Source organism: Proteus columbae (assembly GCF_002777965.1).
Lineage (GTDB): Bacteria > Pseudomonadota > Gammaproteobacteria > Enterobacterales > Enterobacteriaceae > Proteus > Proteus columbae.
This window is the reverse complement of sequence record NZ_NGVR01000021.1, coordinates 221915-245158: the sequence shown is the minus strand read 5'-3', so window position 1 is coordinate 245158 and position 23244 is coordinate 221915. Positions and strand designations below refer to the sequence as shown.

Annotated in this window: 18 protein-coding genes; 15 read left to right on the top strand and 3 right to left on the bottom strand. The window is 38.2% G+C overall.

The window, feature by feature from the left end:
• The first annotated feature begins 74 nt into the window (after window positions 1–74).
• The 11 genes from panB (at window position 75) to CBE70_RS10475 (ending at window position 14943) form a co-directional block, all read left to right on the top strand.
• Window positions 75–866 (top strand): 3-methyl-2-oxobutanoate hydroxymethyltransferase, encoded by a 792-nt coding sequence (gene panB, locus CBE70_RS10525; protein ID WP_100159308.1) that lies wholly within the window; start codon window positions 75–77, stop codon window positions 864–866.
• A gap of 42 nt (window positions 867–908) precedes the next feature.
• Entirely contained in the window at window positions 909–1760 is an 852-nt protein-coding gene (gene panC, locus CBE70_RS10520) for a pantoate--beta-alanine ligase (RefSeq protein ID WP_100159307.1), read from the top strand.
• 32 nt (window positions 1761–1792) lie between these two features.
• Window positions 1793–2173 carry an aspartate 1-decarboxylase gene (panD, locus tag CBE70_RS10515; RefSeq protein ID WP_064719124.1) on the top strand — a complete coding sequence of 127 codons (381 nt, stop codon included), beginning with the start codon at window positions 1793–1795 and terminating at the stop codon, window positions 2171–2173.
• A 232-nt stretch (window positions 2174–2405) separates the two neighbouring features.
• Window positions 2406–3038 (top strand): response regulator transcription factor, encoded by a 633-nt coding sequence (locus tag CBE70_RS10510; RefSeq protein WP_100159306.1) that lies wholly within the window; start codon window positions 2406–2408, stop codon window positions 3036–3038.
• Between the two features lies 1 nt (window position 3039).
• The gene (locus CBE70_RS10505; protein ID WP_100159305.1) at window positions 3040–4596 is read left to right on the top strand and encodes an MASE1 domain-containing sensor histidine kinase; all 1557 of its coding nucleotides are present in this window, start codon (window positions 3040–3042) and stop codon (window positions 4594–4596) included.
• Between the two features lie 67 nt (window positions 4597–4663).
• On the top strand, window positions 4664–6016 hold the full coding sequence (uhpC, locus tag CBE70_RS10500) for an MFS transporter family glucose-6-phosphate receptor UhpC (protein WP_269800200.1): 1353 nt from the start codon (window positions 4664–4666) through the stop codon (window positions 6014–6016).
• Between the two features lie 2 nt (window positions 6017–6018).
• A complete protein-coding gene (locus tag CBE70_RS10495) occupies window positions 6019–7050 on the top strand; it encodes an ABC transporter substrate-binding protein (RefSeq protein WP_069368510.1) in 1032 nt (343 codons plus the stop codon).
• A gap of 74 nt (window positions 7051–7124) precedes the next feature.
• Entirely contained in the window at window positions 7125–9203 is a 2079-nt protein-coding gene (locus CBE70_RS10490; RefSeq protein ID WP_100159303.1) for an ABC transporter permease, read from the top strand.
• 15 nt (window positions 9204–9218) lie between these two features.
• Entirely contained in the window at window positions 9219–10259 is a 1041-nt protein-coding gene (gene fbpC, locus CBE70_RS10485; RefSeq protein WP_100159302.1) for a ferric ABC transporter ATP-binding protein, read from the top strand.
• Window positions 10260–10484: 225 nt separating this feature from the next.
• Window positions 10485–12563, top strand: coding sequence for a TonB-dependent receptor domain-containing protein (locus CBE70_RS10480; protein WP_100159301.1), 2079 nt, complete (start codon window positions 10485–10487; stop codon window positions 12561–12563).
• Window positions 12564–12573: 10 nt separating this feature from the next.
• A complete protein-coding gene (locus tag CBE70_RS10475; RefSeq protein WP_100159300.1) occupies window positions 12574–14943 on the top strand; it encodes a TonB-dependent receptor domain-containing protein in 2370 nt (789 codons plus the stop codon).
• Between the two features lie 238 nt (window positions 14944–15181).
• Here the strand turns inward: CBE70_RS10475 and CBE70_RS10470 are convergent, their stop codons facing one another.
• Together CBE70_RS10470 and dsdX are read right to left on the bottom strand one after the other, a co-directional pair.
• The gene (locus CBE70_RS10470) at window positions 15182–16510 is read right to left on the bottom strand and encodes a D-serine ammonia-lyase (RefSeq protein ID WP_100159299.1); all 1329 of its coding nucleotides are present in this window, start codon (window positions 16508–16510) and stop codon (window positions 15182–15184) included.
• A gap of 12 nt (window positions 16511–16522) precedes the next feature.
• Complete coding sequence (gene dsdX / locus CBE70_RS10465) at window positions 16523–17860, bottom strand: D-serine transporter DsdX (protein ID WP_100159298.1); 1338 nt, start codon at window positions 17858–17860, stop codon at window positions 16523–16525.
• A gap of 223 nt (window positions 17861–18083) precedes the next feature.
• Between dsdX and dsdC the strand changes: the two genes are divergently transcribed.
• Window positions 18084–19028: a DNA-binding transcriptional regulator DsdC gene (gene dsdC, locus CBE70_RS10460; protein ID WP_100159297.1), complete on the top strand. Its 945-nt coding sequence runs from the start codon at window positions 18084–18086 to the stop codon at window positions 19026–19028.
• A gap of 172 nt (window positions 19029–19200) precedes the next feature.
• Here the strand turns inward: dsdC and gss are convergent, their stop codons facing one another.
• A complete protein-coding gene (gss, locus tag CBE70_RS10455; protein ID WP_100159296.1) occupies window positions 19201–21078 on the bottom strand; it encodes a bifunctional glutathionylspermidine amidase/synthase in 1878 nt (625 codons plus the stop codon).
• A 601-nt stretch (window positions 21079–21679) separates the two neighbouring features.
• Here gss and CBE70_RS10450 point away from each other — a divergent pair.
• The 3 genes from CBE70_RS10450 to CBE70_RS10440 all read left to right on the top strand — a co-directional run bounded on the left by CBE70_RS10450 (window position 21680) and on the right by CBE70_RS10440 (window position 23244).
• Window positions 21680–21967 carry a helix-turn-helix domain-containing protein gene (locus tag CBE70_RS10450; RefSeq protein WP_036911635.1) on the top strand — a complete coding sequence of 96 codons (288 nt, stop codon included), beginning with the start codon at window positions 21680–21682 and terminating at the stop codon, window positions 21965–21967.
• Window positions 21968–22270: 303 nt separating this feature from the next.
• Complete coding sequence (locus tag CBE70_RS10445) at window positions 22271–22828, top strand: iron transporter (protein WP_100159295.1); 558 nt, start codon at window positions 22271–22273, stop codon at window positions 22826–22828.
• 68 nt (window positions 22829–22896) lie between these two features.
• Window positions 22897–23244 carry a cupredoxin domain-containing protein gene (locus tag CBE70_RS10440; protein WP_088493623.1) on the top strand — a complete coding sequence of 116 codons (348 nt, stop codon included), beginning with the start codon at window positions 22897–22899 and terminating at the stop codon, window positions 23242–23244.

The window sequence follows — 23244 nt, the reverse complement described above, 5'->3', positions numbered from 1 at the left end:
TAATAAACAAATAATTATGTGAAGTGATTAATTTTATCTACACACAAAAAACGACAATAATGGAGTTTGTTACAATGAAACCCACTACGCTTTCAACGCTGAACCGCTATAAACAAGAAAAGAAAAAATTCGCCACAATCACCGCTTATGATGCAAGTTTTGCTCGCCTTTTTGCACAAGAAGGTATTCAAGCTATGCTGATTGGTGATTCATTGGGTATGACACTACAAGGTCATAACAGCACCTTGCCTGTCACCGTTGAGCAAATTGCCTATCACACTCGTTGTGTAAGAGCGGGGGCGCCTAATGCTTTCTTGATTGCAGATATGCCGTTTATGTCTTATTCCACCCCTGAGCAAGCTTGTCTTAATGCCGGCATTCTGATGCAAGCTGGGGCTAATATGGTGAAGATTGAAGGTGGAAGTTGGTTAATTCCTACCGTTAAAATGCTCGCTGAGCGTGCGGTTCCTGTCTGTATTCATTTAGGTCTAACACCACAATCTGTCAACGTTTTTGGGGGTTATAAAGTCCAAGGCAGAGAGCACGATGAAGCAGAGCAATTGAAGCAAGATGCTATTGCCCTTGAAAATGCGGGTGCTCAATTGGCGGTATTGGAATGTGTTCCTGTTACTTTGGCAAAAGCGATTACAGACGCATTAACAATGCCGGTTATTGGTATTGGTGCAGGTAATGTCACTGACGGGCAAATTCTTGTTATGCATGATTTATTAGGCTTAACACCTCAAGCACCTAAGTTTTCAAAAGACTTTTTACAAGAAGCAGGCTCCTTAAAAGGTGCAGTTAGTCTTTATGTTCAACAAGTTGAACAAGGCCTGTTTCCCGAAGAAAAACATTCATTTAACTGATTTATTATCTTAATTATCAATATTGTTTAAAGGAGTCACGCCGTGCTAATTATTGAAACTACGCTTATCTTACGCAGAGAAATCAAGCGATTAAAGCAAGAAGGTAAACGCATTGCATTGGTTCCAACGATGGGTAATCTGCATGAAGGTCACCTAAAATTAATTGAAGAGGCGCGTATTCACGCAGATGTTGTGATCACATCTATTTTTGTTAACCCACTTCAATTTGATAGAGAAGCGGATTTAGCAAATTATCCTCGTACTTTACAAGAAGATTGCGAGTTACTGCGTGATAAACATGTTGATATTATCTTTGCGCCTTCAGCGAAAGAGATGTATCCACACGGTATGGAAAATCAAACCACTGTTGATGTACCTGTATTGTCTAGCGTATTAGAAGGTGCAAGCCGCCCTGGTCATTTCCGTGGTGTCACAACAGTTGTCAGTAAGCTTTTTAACCTTGTACAACCTGATGTTGCGATGTTTGGTGAAAAAGACTTTCAACAACTGCAAATTATCAAAAAGATGGTAAGCGATTTATGTATGGATATCAGCATCGTTCCTGTTGCTATCGTACGTGACAAAAATGGTTTAGCGCTCAGTTCGCGCAATCGCCTATTATCTGATAACGAAAAACAACAAGCCCCTGCACTTTATCAAGCGATGCAAGAAATTGCAGAACAATTAAAGTCAGGTAATCATGATGTTAATCAGCTACTGCAAAATGCAAAAAACACCTTAGAGCAGCAAGGTTTTCGTGCAGATGAGTGCTTTATTTGTGATGCAGATACACTCACACCATTAAATGAAGAGAGCCAGCGAGCCGTCATTTTAATGGCTGCATGGCTGGGTAATACGCGCTTGATTGATAACCAGCAAGTTAACCTTGTTTAATATTCATTATTAAAAAAATAGGAAACACAACAATGCTACGCACTATGTTACAAGGCAAACTTCATCGCGTAAAAGTCACGCAAGCTGATCTTCACTACGAAGGCTCTTGCGCGATTGATCAGGATTTTATGGATGCCGCAGGCATTCTTGAAAATGAAGCGATTGATATTTATAACGTTGATAATGGTGAGCGCTTTTCAACTTATGCCATTTGTGCAGAAAGAGGCTCTCGGATTATTTCAGTCAATGGAGCAGCAGCGCGCCGTGCCGCCGTTGGCGATCGCTTAATTATTTGCTCTTATGTGCAAATTCCTGATAGTGATGCGCGTAGCCATAAACCTAATATTGCTTATTTTGAAGATAACAACGAGATGAAACGTATTGCAAAAGCAGTGCCGGTTCAAGTTGCATAATCAATAAAATATGACTGACATCCCATAGGCAGAGGTTCCCTGCTTATGGGAAACAATAGCAAGAACAATAAATAACCTATTGCTATTATTTGCTTGTCACGATTCACCTCGATAAAAACGAGATATAAGATTCAAAATCAGGTTTCTTATCCCTTTTTCCTCGCTTATCTTCCTGTAGCTTGTTATAAATCATATAAGCATTATCTGACTACTCCCTGACTAATAAAAAATTATGATAAAAGTTGCTTTAGTAGATGATCACATTGTTGTGCGTTCTGGCTTTGCACAACTCTTAATGTTAGAACCCGATATTCATATCGTTGGTGAATATTCTAATGGGCAAGAAGCATGGCCTTATTTAGCACATGACGATATTGATGTTGCCGTGATGGATCTCTCTATGCCCGGCGAAAGTGGTCTACAACTCCAAAGCCGCTTAAAACAAAAGCGCCCTGATTTTCGGACTATTATTTTAAGTATTTATGATACCCCTGCCTTTGTTCAAAGTGCGCTAGACTCTGGTGCTCGCGGTTATTTAACCAAACGTTGTGGCCCTGAAGAGCTAGTACAAGCTGTACGTGCTGTACATCAAGGTGGCTGTTATCTTTGTTCTGATGCGATGAAAGCATTGCGACAAACACCTGAAAAAGAAGATGCATTACATACTTTAACGCCCCGTGAAAAAGAGGTTTTTAATCTTTTAATTCAAGGTGTTAATGTAAAAACAATTGCGGTACAACTTAATCTTAGCCATAAGACAGTTCATGTTCATCGCGCCAATGTACTAGGTAAATTAGGCTGTGAGACAACCATCGATTTAGTTCATTTCGCCTTAAAAAATCAGTTGATCACAGGCTCATTGTAAAATGAAAAGAGGACTGCGTTTTCTTCTTCAATCCCTCTTTTTATTACTCACCTACTCGTTACTTTGGCTATCACTTTGGGTGATTGGATTCTATTTAAGTCAAAACGGGCAACAAGCTGCTCTTTTCTTACCTCAAGGTCTACGATTAGCCCTAATAATTTTACTTTGGCGTCGCTTTTGGCTACCGATGTTATTTGCCGAATGGGGGCTTTATTACTGGTTAGCGCAAGAGCAATTAATTACTCACGCTATTATTTATCTCTCACCAATACTAAGCCTAGTTGTCGCGCTAGAAGTTCAGCGTATTTGGTGGCGATATCCTCTTTATTGGCAACGCTTAACCCTATTAATTGGTGCTGTTGGCTTTAATAGCCTGCTACAAGCCTTTATTCTTGGTTTTGTGATTAATACCACCAGCGGTATTTTCCTGACATCCGTTACTGGTGGCATATTACTCGCCCCTTTTGTTTTTTTACTTTATGAATATCTACGCGAATTACAAAGTCGCGCTTTAGTCTCTGACGGCACGCTCGATCCGCCATTAAGAACGTCCTTACTCATGTGGGGATTTCTATTTTGCCTTATCGGACTAAGTGCACAGTTTTTCTTAACACCCGAGATAGAACGCTTATTAGTTATTCTAGTTTTTATCCCTAATGTCTTTATGGCGTATCGATATGGCTGGCAAGGCGGCGTATTATCCGCAATATTGGGCAGTTTGATCATTACGTTTGCTCGCCAAGTGAATGACGCATTTAATGACTTACGTGAGTTAGAAATGTTTTTAACTACGCAAGCTATTATTGGCATTGGTTTAGGGATAGCAATAAGCCGCCAACAGCAATTAGCCCATAATTTACGTCATTATCGCTTACGCTTAGAGCAAGAACTCCAAGCTCGACGCGAATTAATGGAGCAATTGGTTCACACTGAAGAAGATGTAAAAAAAGCCATTGCCCGTGAATTACATGATGAAATTGGACAAAATATTACAGCCATCCAAATTCAATCTATGTTAGTAAAAAAGATGGCTGATAACGATAAAACTCGCCAAACAGGGGAACAAATCGAACGGCTTGCACTGCAAATTCACCAATCTACACGTCAGCTACTCCGACAATTACGCCCTCCTGTTTTAGAGGAAATGTCGCTTGAAAAAGCCCTTCATCATTTAATCAATGAATTTGCTTTTGATGACAACGGCATTACTTGTAATTTTAATTACTCGTTAGACAAAGAGCCTGAAAACGAAACCATTATTTTTACCCTCTACCGTTTAGTACAAGAGCTATTAAACAACATTAGTAAGCATGCTAATGCAACCTATATCCAAATCTCACTGACTCAAAACCAAAACCGTTTACGGCTAATTATTAGTGATAATGGTGTTGGTATGTTACCAGCTTCATTATCTGCACAACAAAGCAGTGGCTTTGGATTACGAGGCATAGAAGAACGCATTCGCGCTTTAGGCGGAGAATGGGAAGTGATTAATCATCACGGTACGAAAATAATTGTTAACTTACCCACAAATTCAAAAGAAAACAGTGAAAACTAAGAATAAGTCTTAGTCATCTACAACCTTATCTCATTCTTTTTCGCGACATTTTTTTTACATTTGCAACATCAAAGAGGATGTTATGTCAGGTAAAAATTCGGCATCAATAAATAAGACCTATAACTTTTGGCGCAAAAATTTAATGCTGTCGATGATTATCGGTTATGCCACTTTCTATCTCACACGTAAAAGCGTCAACTTTGTTATGCCCGTTATGCAAGTTGAATTGAATTTAGATAAAGGGGATATCGGTTGGATAGCCAGCCTTTTTTATCTCACTTACGGTTTATCTAAATTTGTTTCTGGTGTTTTCCATGACAAATGGGGATACCGCTGGTTTATGGGTGTGGGATTAGTGATGACGGGCATTATGAATATTATCTTTGCCTATTGTCTTTCGTTTCCTGCACTGCTTTTGGTCTGGGCACTAAATGGTTTCTTTCAAGGCTTTGGATGGCCACCCTGTGCAAGGTTGTTAACACACTGGTATTCACGCAATGAGCGCGGTTTCTGGTGGGGATTATGGAATATCTCAATCAACCTTGGCGGGATGAGTCTTCCCATTTTAACTGCGTGGCTAGCGACGCATTATAGTTGGCAAGTCGCACTGCTTGTCCCCGGGATTATCGGCATCATCATCGGGCTATGGTTGTGTGTACGATTAAAAGGAACACCCGCAGAGGAAGGACTTCCGACTGTGGGTGTGTGGCGGCGCGATGTTTTTGAATTACGTCAAGAGCAGGCATCTCCTCCTAAACCCATGCTAACTATTTTGAAAGAAAGCATTTTATTTAACCGAATGATTTGGTTACTGGGTTTTTCCTATATTTTGGTTTATCTCATACGTATGGCGATTAACGATTGGGGAAATATCTGGTTATCAGAGACACATGGCGCCAATTTATTAAGTGCAAATGCCATTCTCTCTTTGTTTGAAGTAGGTGGCTTACTCGGGGCGTTATGTTCAGGCTGGGGCTCGGATTTATTATTCCGTGGCCAACGAGCACCAATGATATTGCTGTTTTCACTCGGACTTTTTACCGCAGTAACAGCACTTTGGTTAATTCCAATTCATCATTATGCTTTGCTCGCAGCCTGTTTTTTTAGTATCGGTTTTTTTGTGTTCGGACCACAGATGTTAATCGGGCTTGCTGCAACAGAATATTGCCATAAAAACGCAGCAGGTACGGTAACTGGCTACTTGGGATTGTTTGCCTATTTAGGGGCGGCAATGGCAGGTTGGCCATTAAGTCAGGTCATGGCGCATTATGGTTGGACTGGGATGTTTGCATTATTAACCAGTGCTGCGGCCTTAATGGGACTCTTACTAATGCCATTGTTGATTGCTGATGTTAGCAAACAAGAGCATTTAGTTGGCCCACTTTCATTTTCCGATGACGACACATTTAAAAGGTTCTGAACATGAAATTGAAAACCCTCTCTACACTCGTTGCTGCTGGTTTGGCTCTTTCTGCGGTTAGCTTATCAACAAATGCAGCTGGTCGCTTAGTGGTTTACTGTAGTGCAACAAATGCGATGTGTGAAGCTGAAACAAAAGCCTTTGCCGAAAAGTATGATGTTAAAACTACCTTCGTTCGTAATGGTTCTGGTAGTACTTTAGCCAAAATCGAAGCTGAAAAACGTAATCCACAAGCTGACGTTTGGTATGGCGGTACAATGGATCCTCACTCACAAGCGGGTGAAATGGATCTGTTAGAGCCTTATGTTTCTCCTAATCTCGATCAAATCATGCCACAATTTCGTGATCCCGCTAAACGCAAAGGTAACTACTCTTCTGCGGTTTATGTTGGTATTTTAGGTTTTGGCGTCAATAAAGATCGCTTAAAAGAAAAAGGCATTGCCATTCCAACATGCTGGAAAGATTTAATTAAGCCTGAATATAAAGGTGAAATTCAAATTGCCGATCCACAAAGTTCAGGAACGGCTTACACTGCACTGGCAACCTTTGATCAATTATGGGGCACTGAACAAGCCTTTGATTATCTAAAGAAAATCAATACAAATATCTCTCAATACACCAAATCAGGTATTGCTCCGGCACGAAATGCAGCCCGTGGTGAAGCTGCCATTGGTATTGGTTTCCTACATGATTACTCATTAGAAGTCGAAAATGGCGCTCCACTTGAATTGATATCGCCTTGTGAAGGTACAGGCTATGAAATCGGTGGTGTCAGTATCATTAAAAATGCCCGCAATATGGATAACGCAAAATTATTCGTAGATTGGACACTTTCAAAAGAAGCTCAGGAAATTAGCTGGAAAGAAGGTAAATCTTACCAAATTCTGACAAATACCTCGGCTGAATCTTCACCAATGGCACTGAAATTATCAGACTTAAAACTCATTAACTACGACATGGATAAATATGGCGATAGTGAAGTACGTAAAGAGCTGATTAATAAGTGGGTTACCGAAGTAAAAATGGGTAAATAGCTCATTAACAGAGCGAGATAACCTCTCGCTCTCTTTTTCTCATAATAATAAATACATTTACTCTCGGGGGATTTATGTCTCACACACTCGCTTTACCTGAAAAAAAGAGGCGGGATCCCATATTTTTATGGATCCTAATTGCATGGATGGCATTTGCTTTGCTGCCATCATGGAGCCTTGATTACGGTCTTTTAGACTCAACAGCAGATGAATTACTCACCTCTTATGGCTGGAGTAGTGTCAATATCAGTTGGCTCTGGTTTTTATTGCCTAGCTTACTGCTATTTCGCCCATTAACTGCTCCTAAACGTGAAAATCGCTCTCGCCACTATTTTGACGCGGGTTTTGCCCTATTTTGTGCATTTATTACGATAGTCAGTGCAACCCTTGAAGGACGTGGCTTAGGTTATTCTGCGATCATCCTCTTTATTTCTCTGGGAATGATCATGAAAACAGCCTTAACACGCCTTGAATGGCTAGGCGGTGATAGCTTTGTTATCGGCTCCTTGATAACCGTTGTTGCTCTTATCGGTGCCTTTATTATCTTCCCTAGTATCGCTATTTTTATTCCTATGTTTAAAGATAGCGCAGGTAATTTTGCACCATTTGAGTTTATCGCTATTTTAAGCCAAGCGCATATTGTGCAAGTGATGCTCAACTCTATTGTGCTTTCTATTGCAGTAGGGATAGGCTGTACTTTCTTTGGTTTAATTCTGGCAATTTATACATCTCGTATTGCGGTACGCTCTGCCATTATTGGTCGTGTATTTTCTATCTTACCTATTGTTACGCCACCTTTTGTTGTCGGTTTAGGGGTGACATTAATGATGGGGCGTTCAGGTTATGTGACGGAGTTTCTCGCCACTTATGCCGGCCTTGAAAACACCAACTGGCTATATGGCTTTACGGGGATTTGGTTAGCTCAAGTGCTCGCCTTTACCCCTATGTCATTTATGATTTTAGATGGCGCCATTAAAACCATTCATCCTTCATTAGAAGAAGCGTCTTACACTTTAAGAGCCAACCGCTACCAAACCTTCTTTAACGTCTTTATGCCGTTACTTAAGCCAGCGTTAGCCAATGCGTTTTTAATTGTGATTGTGCAATCTCTTGCTGACTTTAGTAACCCGTTGGTTTTAGGGGGCAACTTTGACGTTATCGCCACACAAATTTACTTCTATATCACCGGCTCTCAACTGGATTATCAATCAGCCAGTACATTAGGTGCGTCACTCTTAGTTTTCTCACTATTAGTGTTCTGTGTGCAGTATATGTGGATTGGTAAACGCTCTTACGTCACGGTATCAGGTAAATCTTATCGTGGTGATGTTCAACCTCTTCCATCGTCACTGATTGCATTTGTGACTACTGTTTTAGGTATTTGGGTTGTCTTTAATATCCTGCTCTATGGCAGTATTTTCTACGGCAGCTTCACCGTTAACTGGGGAGTTGATTACACCTTAACACTTGATAACTTTATCAAATTATTTGGTCAAGGAATGAGTGACGGTGCATGGCCTTCGTTGTTAGATACCTTGTTATATGCGGGTATTGCAGCGCCGATCACGGCTATTCTCGGACTATTAATTGCCTATATCGTAGTACGCCAAGACTTTAAAGGTAAAAAAAGTATCGAGTTCACAACCATGCTTTGTTTTGCCGTACCAGGAACTGTCGCAGGTGTCTCTTATATTCTTGCGTTTAACGACTCGCCTTTCTATTTAACGGGAACGGCGGCAATTGTCATTATTTCGATGACAATGCGTAACGTGCCTGTGGGAATACGTGCGGGTATTGCGGGATTAGGACAAATTGATAAATCTCTTGATGAAGCTTCTCTAAGTTTAAGAGCAAACTCAATGAGAACCATTTTCTATGTGCTGTTACCGTTATTACGCCCTGCTATTTTATCTGCGCTGATTTATAGCTTTGTGCGTGCAATCACCACAGTTAGTGCCATTGTTTTCCTTGTTACACCAGATACACGCGTTGCCACCGCTTATATTTTAAACCGCGTTGAAGATGGTGAATACGGTGTCGCAATTGCCTATGGCTCGATTTTAATCGTCGTCATGTTGGCAATTATTTTCTTATTTGACTATTTGATTGGCGAAGCCCGTGTTTCACGCTCTAAAGCCAAAAATGCACAGTAATACGGAGTATAAATCATGACACAACAACATTTCGTTGAACTGAAAAATGTCGTTAAGCGTTTTGGCACTAACACGGTGATTGAAGAACTCAGCCTGTCTATTCCACAAGGTAAAATGGTTTCATTATTAGGCCCTTCAGGTTGCGGTAAAACCACCGTATTACGTTTAGTTGCAGGATTAGAAAAACCGACAGAAGGCAAAATTTTTATCGATGGCGAAGATGTGACTGATCGTTCTATCCAGCAACGCGATATCTGTATGGTGTTTCAGTCTTATGCCCTTTTTCCTCATATGTCGTTAGGAGAAAACATTGGCTATGGCTTAAAAATGCTAGGTCGACCTAAAGCCGAAATCAAGCAACGAGTAGGCGAAGCTTTAGAGCTGGTGGACTTGGCAGGATTTGAAGACCGCTTTGTTGACCAAATATCAGGAGGACAACAACAACGGGTTGCCTTAGCACGCGCCTTAATTTTAAAGCCCAAAGTGCTTTTATTTGATGAGCCATTAAGTAACCTTGATGCCAATTTACGTCGTAGTATGAGAGAGAAAATTCGCGAGTTACAACAACAGTTTAATATCACCTCTCTTTACGTAACCCATGATCAAAGCGAAGCATTTGCGGTTTCTGATATGGTTTTAGTAATGAATAAAGGGAAGATAATGCAATTAGGTTCACCACAAACCCTTTATCGCCAACCGGCTTCTGAATTTATGGCAAGCTTTATGGGGGATGCAAACTTATTCCCAGCCACATTGGGCGCTGATTATGTTGATATCTTCCAATATCGCCTACCAAAACCAGATACGTTTAATACGACTAAAACAGAAGTCAGAGTCGGTGTTAGACCAGAAGCTATCACCTTATCTCAGCAAGGCGATGCCTGTCAGCAATGCAAAATCGTCCATGTTGCTTATATGGGACCTCAATATGAAGTGACAGTGGAATGGCAAAATCAAACCTTGCTATTACAAGTCAATGCGACTCAGCTTCAACCTAATGTAGGCGACAGCTACTATCTGCAAATCCATCCTTATGGCATGTTTATTTTAGAATAGACAGTTTCATCCTGTTTTATCATTTATCTTCAAGGCGTCGTTATGACGCCTTTTTCACCTATTTATCCTCCTACATTTGAAATTTATTTTTATTCTCAAATTACAATAAGTTATAAATTTTTTATTGTTTTTAAAAAATCATCACTTGCTAATGATAATTATACTTACTTACAATATTCACGAAATGTTATGTTATAACATTATAAACAAAGGAGGATAAATGGTATGAAAAAATCTATTTTTAGTTACACAACTCTTTTTATTTCAATAAGTTATTCTTTATTTGCAAATGCAAATCCTGAAATAAAGTCAAAGGAAAATCAGAATAATGAGGTTTTAAAGGTTTATTCAACACCTTTACAGACACCACAAGAAAAAATGGCAATACCCGTTGCGGTTTTAACACAAGAAGATCTACGCGCTAATCGTAGTGCATCTATTGCAGAAACGTTGACATCTTTGCCGGGTTTTCACGCCAGCTTTTTTGGTGGCGGTTCAGTACATCCTGTTATTCGGGGAATGTCAGGAAATCGAGTCAAGGTATTACACAGTGGTAGTGATCTTATGGATGTGTCATCTATTGGTGCAGATCACGCGATCACTAGTGAACCCTTTTTAAGCCAGCGTATTGAAGTGTTAAAAGGGCCTGCAACATTGCTTTATGGAGGCGGTTCAATAGGTGGTGCAATTAACGTTATTGATAGCAAAATTCCTATGTCAGTGCCTGAAAAAGGCTACGAGGGCGAATTACAGTATCAATACGATTCCGTTTCTAAAGGAAATACAGGATCAGCCGGATTAACATTAGGAGAAGATAATTTAGCTCTGCGTATTGAAGGTACTAAACGTTATCAAAGCGATTACAAACAACCCGCACCTTTACATCAAGGAGGATCTAGCCGTTTAGCAGGTTCTTATCAAGATAACCAATCGGCAAATATCGGTGCATCTTGGATCTTTGATGATGGCTATATTGGAATTGGCTATGGTGAACAACATCGCCGATATGGATTACCTGGTCATACGCATTTTCATGATCATGAGGAGGAGCACCATCACGCCCCAATTAGCCCTCCTTTAGTCGGTCATCATCATCATCATCACAATCATGAATACCCTGATGAACAACATGAACATGGCATTCCCTACATTATTATGGAGAGTAAACGATGGGATCTTCGTGGTGAAAAAAGTAACCCATTTGCCGGTATTGAATCAGTACGTTTCAGTGCGGCCAGAACCGATTATCATCATGATGAAAAAGAAGGTCATGAAGTTAGTACCCAATTTAAAAACAAAGGAGATGAATTAAGATTTTCTTTCACACATCAACCTATTTTAGGTTGGCATGGTGTTATTGGCGGGCAATTTAATCAACGTGATTTTAGTGCTTATGGAGAAGAGGCTTATGTTCCTTCAACAAAAACAAAAAATCACTCACTCTTTTTATTAGAAGAATACCAATTAGGTGATTTTCGCTATGAATTAGGATTTCGCCAAGAGTGGCAATCACTGTTAAATAGAGAAACTCAAAAAAACAATAAGCAGAGTGCATCTTCTATTTCTGCTGGATTAGCGTGGAATTTTACACAAGACTATTTTTTAAATTTATCACTATCACACACAAAAAGATTACCTGTTGCAGAAGAGCTTTACGCGAATGGTGTTCATGCTGCAAGTCGAACTATTGAAAAAGGCGATCCTAATTTAACGGCTGAGGCTGCAAATAATATTGATATTGGAATAACTAAAGTAACAGGTGATATTCAATTCAATATGAGTACCTATTATAACCGTATTAATAATTATATTTATGGCCAGTTTACGGGAGCTGAATTAAATAATGGCTATCGTTCATTACAATATGTGCAACATGATGCAGAGTTTAAAGGGATAGAAGGAAATATTGATTATTACTATAACCAAGATAGCTTAATTGGTATTTCTGGTGATTATGTTAGAGCAAATTTACTACACAATAAGGGAAATATACCAAGAATACCACCTTACCGATTAAGTACTTATCTTAAACACCACTTAACAGAAAACCTAAGTGGGCAAATTCGTATTGACCATTTTGGAAAACAAACCAAAACGGCCGAATATGAAACATCAACCGCATCTTATAATACAGTCAGTTTAGGCAGTGAATATAACGGCTATTTAGACCAACTTGATTATACCTTGTATGCAAAAATTAATAATATCTTTGATGCAAAAGGAAAAGACAGCACCTCTTATATTAAAGATGAAATGTATTTACCGGGTCGTAATATCATCTTAGGCGCTACTCTTACATTCTAATATAAATATCATGAAAAAAAGTAAACTCTCTATTATTTTACTTATGCTTTTGTCATCTCCTTTATATGGAAAAGAAAGTAATGAAGATAAAAGCAAAGAAAAAGAAACTCAAAATGATGTAATAACAGTTAAAGGCTCACTAATAAAAAACAAAGAGACGTTCTCCTCTTTATTACTTAATAATCGTGAGGAAATAAAAGGTAAACAACTTGAACAAATAAAAACAAATACGATTGGTAATACCGTTGCAAAAGTCGCTGGTGTACAAGCCGAAGGCTTTGGACCTAATGCCGCAAGACCTGTTATTCGAAGTCTCTCTGGCAATAGAGTCGGTATTTTAGTAAACAATCTACCAATTAATGATGTTTCATTTATTAGTGGGAATATGCCTATTCCTGTTGATATGAATAGAATTAATGAAATATCAATTAGTAAAAGCTCCGAAGCACTACTTTATGGTGGCAGTAGCAGTGGTGGCGCTATTCATTTGTGGGATGACCGAATAATGACACAGTTGCCTGAAAAAGCGATTTCAGGTGCTGTGACATTTAATGGAAGTACCAATAACGGTAATGGTGGTTCTGCAAATATTAAACTCAGCGATGAAGAAAATTGGATTTTCAATCTTTCTGGAGCAACTAAACGTGTCTCTAGATATAAAATTCCTACACATTCTAAAGTTGGAGCTTGCTATAATTATCAACAGCTGAAAAACCATTTTGCATTACGTGATCAATGCCAAGTGGATATGAAAGTGTTTACTAGCCGTAATCCTGAAGCTTATCCTTATATTAGTGAATTTTGGAAAAAATATCAGATTGAATATGAGCTAAGTGAAGACGATAAATACACATTTAAAGATAAAGACTATTTTTCAGGTATTGGCTATGTCGATAATGAGCCAAATTCACAATATAAACCCGGCAGCCCTACATCTATTGAACACGTTACGCCACCTAAACATTATGTTGAAAATAACAATAAAGAGATCCCAAATAGCTTTTTAAAAAGTCAAAGTGGCAATGCATCGCTTTCTTATATTAGAGATGAAGGCTATATAGGTTTATCTGTTACTGATTTTCAAACTTCTTACGGTGTACCGGGATATGCTTATCTCACCACAAAAACAAGTCGAGAAATGTATAAACCTGTTTCGGTTTCAAACCATAATCGACGAATAGATATACAAGGAAAACATTATCACTTAACACCTTTTTTAAGAGACAGCGCTTTTTATTACTCTTATTCTGAATCTAAAGACGAAGAACTAGTGGGACAATTTGCATCATCAGTATTTGAGACAAAAAACCACCAGCTAGCATTGGAAACAGCACACACCCCGCTCTTTAATCGGTTAAATGGTGCTGTTGGAGTTAACGGTAATTATCGTGATCTGAAAACGTCTGGTTATGATGCTTATTTACCAAGTGTATTAACCAAAGAGTACGGAATATATTGGGTTGAGTCGCTAAATTTATCTCCTTTTGAAATCACGGCTGGATACCGTAAAGGCTATACTCAACATCATCTCAATATTCCTGCTAATTATAATAGCGGTCGAGGACAAGGTTCTAATTTACAAAACCGTCATTTTGATACCAGTGCAAATACACTAGCCCTATCTTTTACACCAATTGATGAATGGACATTAAAGCTACAACAAAATATTTCTTATCGAGCACCAGAAATTAATGAACTTTATACACATGGCTCACATTATGCTTATTTAATTGAAGAGCAGGGAAACAGTAAATTTAATACAGAGAAAAGTAAGAGTATTGAGTTATCGTCTGTTATTGAGATCGGTAATTTTTCGAATAAACTCAATCTGTATAAAACAGACTACAGTGATTTTAAATTTAGACGATTAACAGGCATCAGTCGTGGTGGCGTTACAGTAATGGAATGGGATGAAACTGATCTCGAAACAAAAGGATTAGAATACGAATTTAAGTATTTATATGAAATGCCTCACGAGCATAATCTTACATTTACACTATTCGGGGATTTTGTCGAAAATAAAAGTAAAAGAAAGCTATTTATTGCGGGTAATTATTTGCCTAATCTTCCCAATGAAAAACATGGTATCAGCCTTAATTACCAGCATGGCGAATTAACTGCATTTAGTAGTGCAACTTACTATAAAAAACAGAAAGAGAGTGGTGGATTAATGTATGGAGGAGACATCACCTTCCCTTCCTATACTTTAGTCGATGCTGGTATTGGTAAAAAATATCAGCTTGATAAATTAGACGTTTCAGTTGATTTTATTATTAATAATCTCACCAATACTGAAGCAAGACCTGCATCTTCTCAACTAAAATACTTAGCCCCATTACCTGGTCGAAACTATGGGGTAAATGTCAAAATTGATTTTTAATATTTTCTGATTTAGTGAGATATAAAGTAAGCGAGGCACCCAATGGGTGCCTCTTTTTTATAATAATACTACGACATTTTCCCCTGGTGTGACATCCTGGTGTGAATGTTTGATGTAACACTTGGTGTAACATTGCTACGCTATTATTGTTTTAGACAACGATTCGAAATACTTGTACTACTCCCTTTATTTTTTGAGAGGCTATCAGAACAAAAGCTGATAGCCCCCGTTCTACACTCTATTTTCCTTGAGCGAGATATTTTTGCATTTCATCTGCGGGAACCATACCACCACCAGTCGCCCATACTAAATGCGTCGCATTTTGCATCTTTTGACTGTCCAGTGATAAACCTTGCAGATAATCTTTAGCTTGAGTGACATGTACAGCACCTGTCATTCCGGCTAAAGCCGAAGGTTCTAACTTAATTCCTTCTTCTTTATTTAATAAACTGAGTAAGTCATAAAGCTCTTGGTCATCAATAGTGTAATAACCATCAATTAAACGCTCCATTGCTCGACCAACAAAGCCTGATGCACGACCGACAGCAAGACCATCAGCCGCAGTTACGTTATCGATACCAATCTCTTGTACAGAGATGCCTTCATGTAATTGGGTATAAACACCCAATAACATACAAGGTGAGTGTGTTGGCTCTGCAAATAAGCAGTGTACGGCATCACCAAATGCCAGTTTTAGCCCAAAAGCAACACCACCAGGACCACCACCAACACCACAAGGCAGATAAACAAACAGAGGATGTTCACTATCAACACGAACACCTTGTTCTTCAAATTGGCGTTTTAAACGTAATCCCGCTACCGCGTAACCCAAGAATAATGTTTTTGAGTTTTCATCATCGATAAAGAAACAGTTAGGATCTTTCTCTGCTTCTTTGCGACCTTCTTCTACCGCGATACTGTAATCTTGTTCATATTCAACAACATTAACGCCATGAGAACGTAATTTATCTTTCTTCCACTGACGTGCATCAGCAGACATATGAACACTCACGCTAAAGCCTAATTTCGCACTCATGATCCCAATAGACATACCTAAGTTGCCTGTTGAGCCTACTGCGATGCTATATTGGCTAAAGAATTCACGGAATTTGTCAGAAAATAATTTTTCATAATTATCATCTGTACTTAATAATCCCGCGTTAATCGCCAATTTCTCAGCATGAGTCAGTACTTCATAAATTCCACCACGCGCTTTAATTGAACCTGAAATAGGTAGATGGCTATCCTTTTTCAAACGCAATTGACCGCTAATAGATGTGTTATAACGTTTTTCAAGAGCAACTTTCATCTTAGGAATATCAACTACTTCTGATTCGATAATTCCTTGAGTAACAGCTGTTTCTGGAAATGCTTTAGCTAAATAAGGCGCAAAACGTTGTAGTCGTGCTTGTGCATCAATTACGTCATCTTGCGTTAAACCAACATATGGAAGTCCCTGGTCAGTGGTGGTCACTTTTGGGTTAAACCAAACCACTTCTTTTAAGTCCACTAATTCACGAACTAGTGGAAAATTACTTATTAATTTATTTATATCTATATGGTTCATAGTCGTTCTCTTTTATATGACAAAAGAAAGCATAAATGTACCGCCTAATGCGACAAAGGAGGCAATAAAGGTCGCGACACTGTAAAAACGAAAAGTTTCACTTAAAGTTGCATTACAATACTGTTTCACTAACCAAAACAGTGAGTCTGTGACGATGGTACAACCAATAGCACCTGAACCAATTGCTAATGTAATAATTTCAGGGCTAATGTCTGGGTATAAAGGCATTAATGGTGCAACAATTGCAGTAGCGCCCATCATTGCAACAGTTGCAGAACCAACAGCAGCATGAAGAATAATGGCGACTAACCAAGCCAATAAAATAGGATGCATATCTAAGTTAGAAAGAATTAACGCTAAAGATTCACTTAAACCACTGCCTTTTAAAATGCCATTAAAAGCACCGCCCGCACCAATAATTAATAAGATGTTGGCAATAGAGCTAAAGCTATCTTCTGTTTTCTTCAATAAAGTATTCATGCCCATATTACGGCGAATACCTAACACATAATAAGCTACAAAAGCAGCAATAAACATCGCAGTAATTGGGTTACCAATAAACTGTAATGCAGTATAAACCGATGTGCCTTTAGTCATATTTAATTCTGCGGCTGTTTTTATCAGCATCAGAACAATAGGTAATAAGACAGTAAATAGTGTGGCACCTAATGAAGGCAAATCTTTTTCTTCACGAATTTCCATATCAGAAAATTCTTCAGGTACAGTTTTAAATGGTAAGCGCTCGCCTAATATTTTTAAGAATAAAGGACCACCGACTAAAGATGCGGCTAAACCAACTGCAAGACCCGCAACAATAACGGTTCCCATATCTGCCCCTAATTCATTAGTCACGAATAATGCAGCAGGATGAGGAGGAACAATACAGTGAACAGCCATTAATGCTGTACATAATGGAATAGCTAATTTTAATAATGAAGTATTTGTTTTTTTCGCAATCGAGAAAGCAAGAGGGATAAGTAATACCACACCCACTTCAACAAAGAGTGTAATACCACAAATAAGACCAACCAATACCATAATAACGTCTGGAGATAACCAACGGCATTTTTGTAATGTAATACCGATGCGTTCTGCGGCACCTGATATTTCCATCATCTTACCAAGAATAGTTCCTAAACCGATAATTGCTGCTAAAAATCCTAACGTACCACCAATACCGTTTTCAATCGCATTTACCATTTCTAAAGGATTCATCTTCATTGCAGTACCCACAAAGAAGCTTGCCAATAGTAAGGCTAAAAACGGGTGAAACTTAAGTTTTATTATAGTAAAAACAATGAGCAAGATACTAATTATAAGAGTACCTAGCACCCATAACGTTGAATCCATATATCCATCCCAAATATTTTATTTATTGTTAATCATATTGAATATTAATCATTCGGCACTTACAAATGATGAAAATTTACACTAAGATGAACTCAATTAACTCAAATAAGTGACGCAATGCACAAATAATCACATTATGATAAGTAGCAGCATGGTATTTCATCTTAACATTAGCTTGATTGTTAACCTACGTTACTATTAACAACAAAACGAGAATAAAAGAATGTTTGAATCTTCTAGCGTGATTTTAAGAAATAAACGATTATCTAGTTATCAATTAGCAAGACTTCACACTTTTGAAGCAACAGGTCGCCACCTTTCATTCGCTTTAGCAGCAGAAGAACTGTCATTAACGCCCAGCGCCATTAGCCACCGTATTAATACACTAGAAGAAGAGTTGGGCATTAAGCTATTTAACCGCTTTCATCGCCGAATAGAGTTAACAGAAGAAGGTGAACGAATTTATTGGGCGCTTAAAAAAACGCTAGAAGATATTAACCAAGAAATTTTAGATATTCATAACCAAGAAGTCTCAGGCATTCTCACCGTTTATTCACGACCTTCTATTGCCCAATGTTGGTTAGTTCCTCGTATTTCAGATTTTACTGAACGTTATCCCTCTATTGAATTAAATCTACTTACAGGAAATGATGATATTAACTTTCGAGGTTATGGTATTGATCTCGCAATCTATTTTGATGATAAGCAACTGCAAAACCTTTATTGCGAAGATTTAATTTCAGAATCTATTATTCCTGTATGTAGCCCTGAATACGCAAGAAAACATGAGCTTATTGGCAATATTCATCATCTTTCTAATTGTACTTTGCTACATGATAGGCAAGCTTGGAGTAATAACTCTGATTTCGACGAATGGCGAGCTTGGAGTGAATATATGGGGCTTTCACTTTTTCCTAATCGTAGCAATATCTGTTTTGACCGCTCTGATCTTGCAGTTATTGCTGCCGTTAACCACTCAGGAGTGGCTATGGGAAGAAAGCGTTTAGTGCAAAAACAACTGGCTAATAAAGAATTAATTATTCCTTTTGATAATAGTGAGCTTTTTTGTGCTCAGCGTTATTACCTTGTCACTCGAAATGAAAAGAATAATGCTAAAGTACAGCTTTTCATGCAGTGGCTGAAAAAACAAATCAAGGAAAGCATGTAATTCTTTAAGGAAAATCCGATGAAAGAGATGACCTTTTCAACACAACAGATAGTCGCTATTGCAGAATATGCAGGTTTAATCGTCGCAAATAAAAAACATATCACTGAGAATATTCTTTATTAAAATAAACCCGCCAATTAGGCGGGTTTATTAATTCTAAACGTCTATGATCTTATTTAGCCAAAAAGTGTTTATCTTCAATCACAATTAAAGGTTCAATATCACTCTCTTTTTTAATTACTAGAGTTGGGTCTGAACGTAAACAACAACCGCCATAATGACCACCCACTGTAAAGGTACAAACTTGGATATAACGATTTGCCACTTTAGGTAAACACCATAATTCTTGGTAAATATTTTCTTGGTGATCAAATTGGCCATTGGTTTCATCTAACACATTCTCTTTATGATCGACTAAACCAATATTACTACCACAACGACCCGCTATCGGTTTAATTGCATAACCACTTTGTGCAAGATGAGGTGTCACGGTGAAATCAGTATCTAACAAATAAGGGTTATCAGGGAACAATTGCCATAAAATAGGTAGAATCGCTTTATTACTAGGAATAAGTGTCCAAAGAGGCTCGAAAACTGTAATTTCAGGACGTAAAAGCACATCGACTAAACGGACTTCATCTTCAGGATGCCCTGTACGGATAGGGATCAGTGCTTGTTGCTCACTCTCTTCTCTTAGTTGGTCTAACGCCGTTTCCCAAGCCCATGTTTTCCAAACACATTCAACAACCCGTTTGTCTGCATCAATCAATTCACCGCGGCTATTCCAATGAAGTTCATCTAATCCACGTAGAATTTTACTGTTATAACCTGCTTGGGTCAGTGATTGTTGCATAAAGAGAGCGTGATAATCTTCTTCACTGTCATCATCTTGAAGAATATGTACAAAAGGTTTTGCATCACAGTGTTTCCAAGCATCCGCTAATGCATCAAGTAAGCGTTCACCAGGGTTAAAACCCTCTTTAATTCCACCTTTCTGTGCCCATTTCTCGATGATTAGGCCAGCTTCTGTATGGCAAGAGGCAGAGTCAGCATTATATTCATAAACTTTGACTCCACGTTCATCCATACAAAAATCTAATCGTCCCGTGATCATTTGATGGCGTCTGTTTTGCCAAGATAAACGAATACGAGGCCACAACACTTCAGGGATATCGAATAAACGCAGTAGCTTATCGTCTTTCAACACTTTTTCAGTTGCATGCAAATACATCAAATGCATTTCATTACTTGCACGAATAAGTTCCTGCTCTGCACTTTCTGAAATGGTGAAATATTCATAGCTATTTTGATTGATAATATGACCATGCTGTGCAAGGACGTAAGCTTTTTCTAGTGGCGAGCTTTCATCTAACCATTTGCCATCTAATTGACCTTTATTATCAAGCTGTTCGGCATGAATATTTAACAATTCTGGCGTAATTTTAGGTTGAGGAAGGCTATAAGCATTAGGCTCAGTTTGGATCATCCAACCCAATAGCGTTGTATTATCAAAAGTATCTTGAATAAAGTAACCGTTATCCGTGATTTTAAGCGCTAATTCCCTAGTCCATTGTTGCCCTGCGGGTAATCGAGTGTGGATAACATTTTGTTCCGCGATACGAATTTTATCTTCAAGCACTTCAGTAATCACAGCAACATGTCCTGTGACTTTAAACTCTCCCCCTTCTTGCCAAATCAGCAAAGCGCCCACTGCTGGTGGTTGTTTGCTACCATTTGCAAAGGCTTGTAATGGCAATATATCGTCATCTATGGTTTTACGTAAAAAACGTAGTGAGAAGATCTCATAAGCCATTCCCACATCAGTAAATACAGCCCCATAATGCAAATAGAGAAAACGGCGAGCAAACTCAACACACTGCCACTTGTGCCCCATATATTCATTACCAATATAGCTACGGAATGAATCATTAGCGGCATAGTCTTCTTTATCAATACTGCTGTAATCTGAAGAGTAAATCGCGACACCACCAGGTGCATAACCTAGCAATGTTCCAAATGGTTCATGACGAATGATATCTTTTACATTCATAATCTCGACCTTGACGATAAATAGATAATTACCCTGCAACACTTATAATCTTGCCTAAGTATTATAGTGAACAATCTTAACGCCGTAGCCTATTAGATGTGAATGTAATTTTATAAATTTCAATAAAGTGAAGAGAGCCGTTTGAATTTACCACGGGTGTAAGAAAAAAATTGAGGTGATATAAAAAAAAACTCAAAAATAACCCATTATAAGAAGGCATAAAAGGTATTCTCGAGTATAAACACAGTCAAAGAGGGCTTTATCTTTTTTGTTATAGTCTCATTATTTACTCTTTATTAATCATAAATGCGAGCACAAATAACAGATAAAATGGTGTTTGGGCAATATATAGCACTGTTTATCAAAAAAATCTCGACCATCCTGCTAGAAAAAAGAAGAATATCAAAATAGTTTAATGAAAATTAATATCATCTTATAACGTGACAGGTATAAATAATTCATCCTATTAACCGATAACACAGTAGTATGGATTTTACTCATTCAAGCCGGAGTGCTTGTTTATTTTGAAGATCCATCACGGAAACTTGATATTCAATTTATTGGATATTATTGGTGGTTGATAGGAAGAATGAGGTCACTAATGTCAAAGATTTATCCCATCTCTCAAATTATTGGGCATAAAATTCGTAAACAACGCCAGCAACTTCGCTTGTCAGCAAAAGTTGTCGCTGAACGAGTCGGTATTAGCCAGCAACAATTTTCACGTTATGAGAATGGGCTATGTAAGATTGATGTTGATATGCTCTTTCATATTGCACAAGAGTTAAAAGTCACTCCTGCATTTTTCCTACCGCCAAATGAAGAGCAAGTTTCAACTGTGGCACTGACACAATCCAAACAGTTTTGGAGTGCTCAAAGTCAAATTTAATATTCTTAGTATGGAAATCTTCTATTTTATCTTCTCACTATGATAAATAAGATTTCCATATATCACATTTAATTGAATGATTTCATTGGATATTATCATTCAAGACTATTAATCCCATTTATGTATTCCACTTAGAGCAACAAATTTTTTTCTTTTATAAAAGAAAATGTTATCGCTATTTTCACTGATTTCCCAACCAACTTAAGCGATATTTTTCGTATAGATTATCTCCTATTTCTAATAAAAACTATGTTAATCTTATTAAGAATAATAACAATTATCATTCAATAATAAGGATTAAACATGAACTATCGCTATGCACTCTCTCTCACTGCACTCTCATTTTTTTCTGCGTCCGCTCTAGCTGTTGAGTATCCAGTTGGTCATCCTATTCTTAAAAATGGTATGGAAATTCAAGGGGTTTATCTCCAACCTATCACCATGGATACCGAAGAAGGTCATCATGCGATGAATCACTTGGCTGCTGATAAAGCAGATATCCATTTAGAAGCAGATATTCATGCCACAGAAGATAATCCGAATGGATTTGCTGAAGGCGATTGGATCCCTTACCTCACCATTGAATACACCGTAACAAAATCTGATGCACCTGCGAAAAAACAGCAAGGTACATTTATGGCGATGGTTGCCAACGATGGCCCTCACTATGGTGAAAACCTGAAATTAGACGGAAATGGTCAATATAACGTGACCTATAAAATTTACCCGCCTTCATACAACAAAGATATCGCTTTTGGTCGCCATATCGATAAAGAAACTGGTGTTTCACCTTGGTTTGAACCCTTTGAAGTGTCATGGGATTTCACATATAGCGGTACAGGCCGTAAAGGTAGTTACTAATTAGCTTGATAACGGATAAATCCAACCATTTGGATTTATCCTTTTTCTCTTTTTTAAGTGAAACGCTGATGATCAAAACTCTCTCTAAATATACATTATTACTACTGTTAATGGTGACATCCTCTGTTTTTGCAGCAGAGAAATACACCGTTGAATTAGAAATGAAAGATGGCGAACTTATTCCCCAAGTACTAGAAGTACCCGCTAAAACCCCCATTAGGATAAAAATTCGTAATACAGGCACGAGTCCTGTTGAATTTGAAAGTACACAGCTACGTAAAGAAAAAGTATTAGCACCAGGTGCAAATTCTGTCGTTGTAATCGCACCACTAAAACCCGGGCGTTACACCTTCTTTGATGATTTTCACCTTTCTCATCCTCAAGGTGAAATTGTTGCAACTGAAAAGGCAGAGTAA

Coding starts and splice junctions, on each gene's coding strand:
- CBE70_RS10445 (WP_100159295.1), top strand. CDS start 22,271: ATGAACTATCGCTATGCACTCTCTCTCACTGCACTCTCATTTTTTTCT.
- CBE70_RS10440 (WP_088493623.1), top strand. CDS start 22,897: ATGATCAAAACTCTCTCTAAATATACATTATTACTACTGTTAATGGTG.
- panB (WP_100159308.1), top strand. CDS start 75: ATGAAACCCACTACGCTTTCAACGCTGAACCGCTATAAACAAGAAAAG.
- dsdC (WP_100159297.1), top strand. CDS start 18,084: ATGTTTGAATCTTCTAGCGTGATTTTAAGAAATAAACGATTATCTAGT.
- fbpC (WP_100159302.1), top strand. CDS start 9,219: ATGACACAACAACATTTCGTTGAACTGAAAAATGTCGTTAAGCGTTTT.
- CBE70_RS10495 (WP_069368510.1), top strand. CDS start 6,019: ATGAAATTGAAAACCCTCTCTACACTCGTTGCTGCTGGTTTGGCTCTT.
- CBE70_RS10510 (WP_100159306.1), top strand. CDS start 2,406: ATGATAAAAGTTGCTTTAGTAGATGATCACATTGTTGTGCGTTCTGGC.
- gss (WP_100159296.1), bottom strand. CDS start 21,078: ATGAATGTAAAAGATATCATTCGTCATGAACCATTTGGAACATTGCTA.
- CBE70_RS10450 (WP_036911635.1), top strand. CDS start 21,680: ATGTCAAAGATTTATCCCATCTCTCAAATTATTGGGCATAAAATTCGT.
- dsdX (WP_100159298.1), bottom strand. CDS start 17,860: ATGGATTCAACGTTATGGGTGCTAGGTACTCTTATAATTAGTATCTTG.
- panD (WP_064719124.1), top strand. CDS start 1,793: ATGCTACGCACTATGTTACAAGGCAAACTTCATCGCGTAAAAGTCACG.
- CBE70_RS10470 (WP_100159299.1), bottom strand. CDS start 16,510: ATGAACCATATAGATATAAATAAATTAATAAGTAATTTTCCACTAGTT.
- CBE70_RS10490 (WP_100159303.1), top strand. CDS start 7,125: ATGTCTCACACACTCGCTTTACCTGAAAAAAAGAGGCGGGATCCCATA.
- CBE70_RS10505 (WP_100159305.1), top strand. CDS start 3,040: ATGAAAAGAGGACTGCGTTTTCTTCTTCAATCCCTCTTTTTATTACTC.
- CBE70_RS10480 (WP_100159301.1), top strand. CDS start 10,485: ATGAAAAAATCTATTTTTAGTTACACAACTCTTTTTATTTCAATAAGT.
- CBE70_RS10475 (WP_100159300.1), top strand. CDS start 12,574: ATGAAAAAAAGTAAACTCTCTATTATTTTACTTATGCTTTTGTCATCT.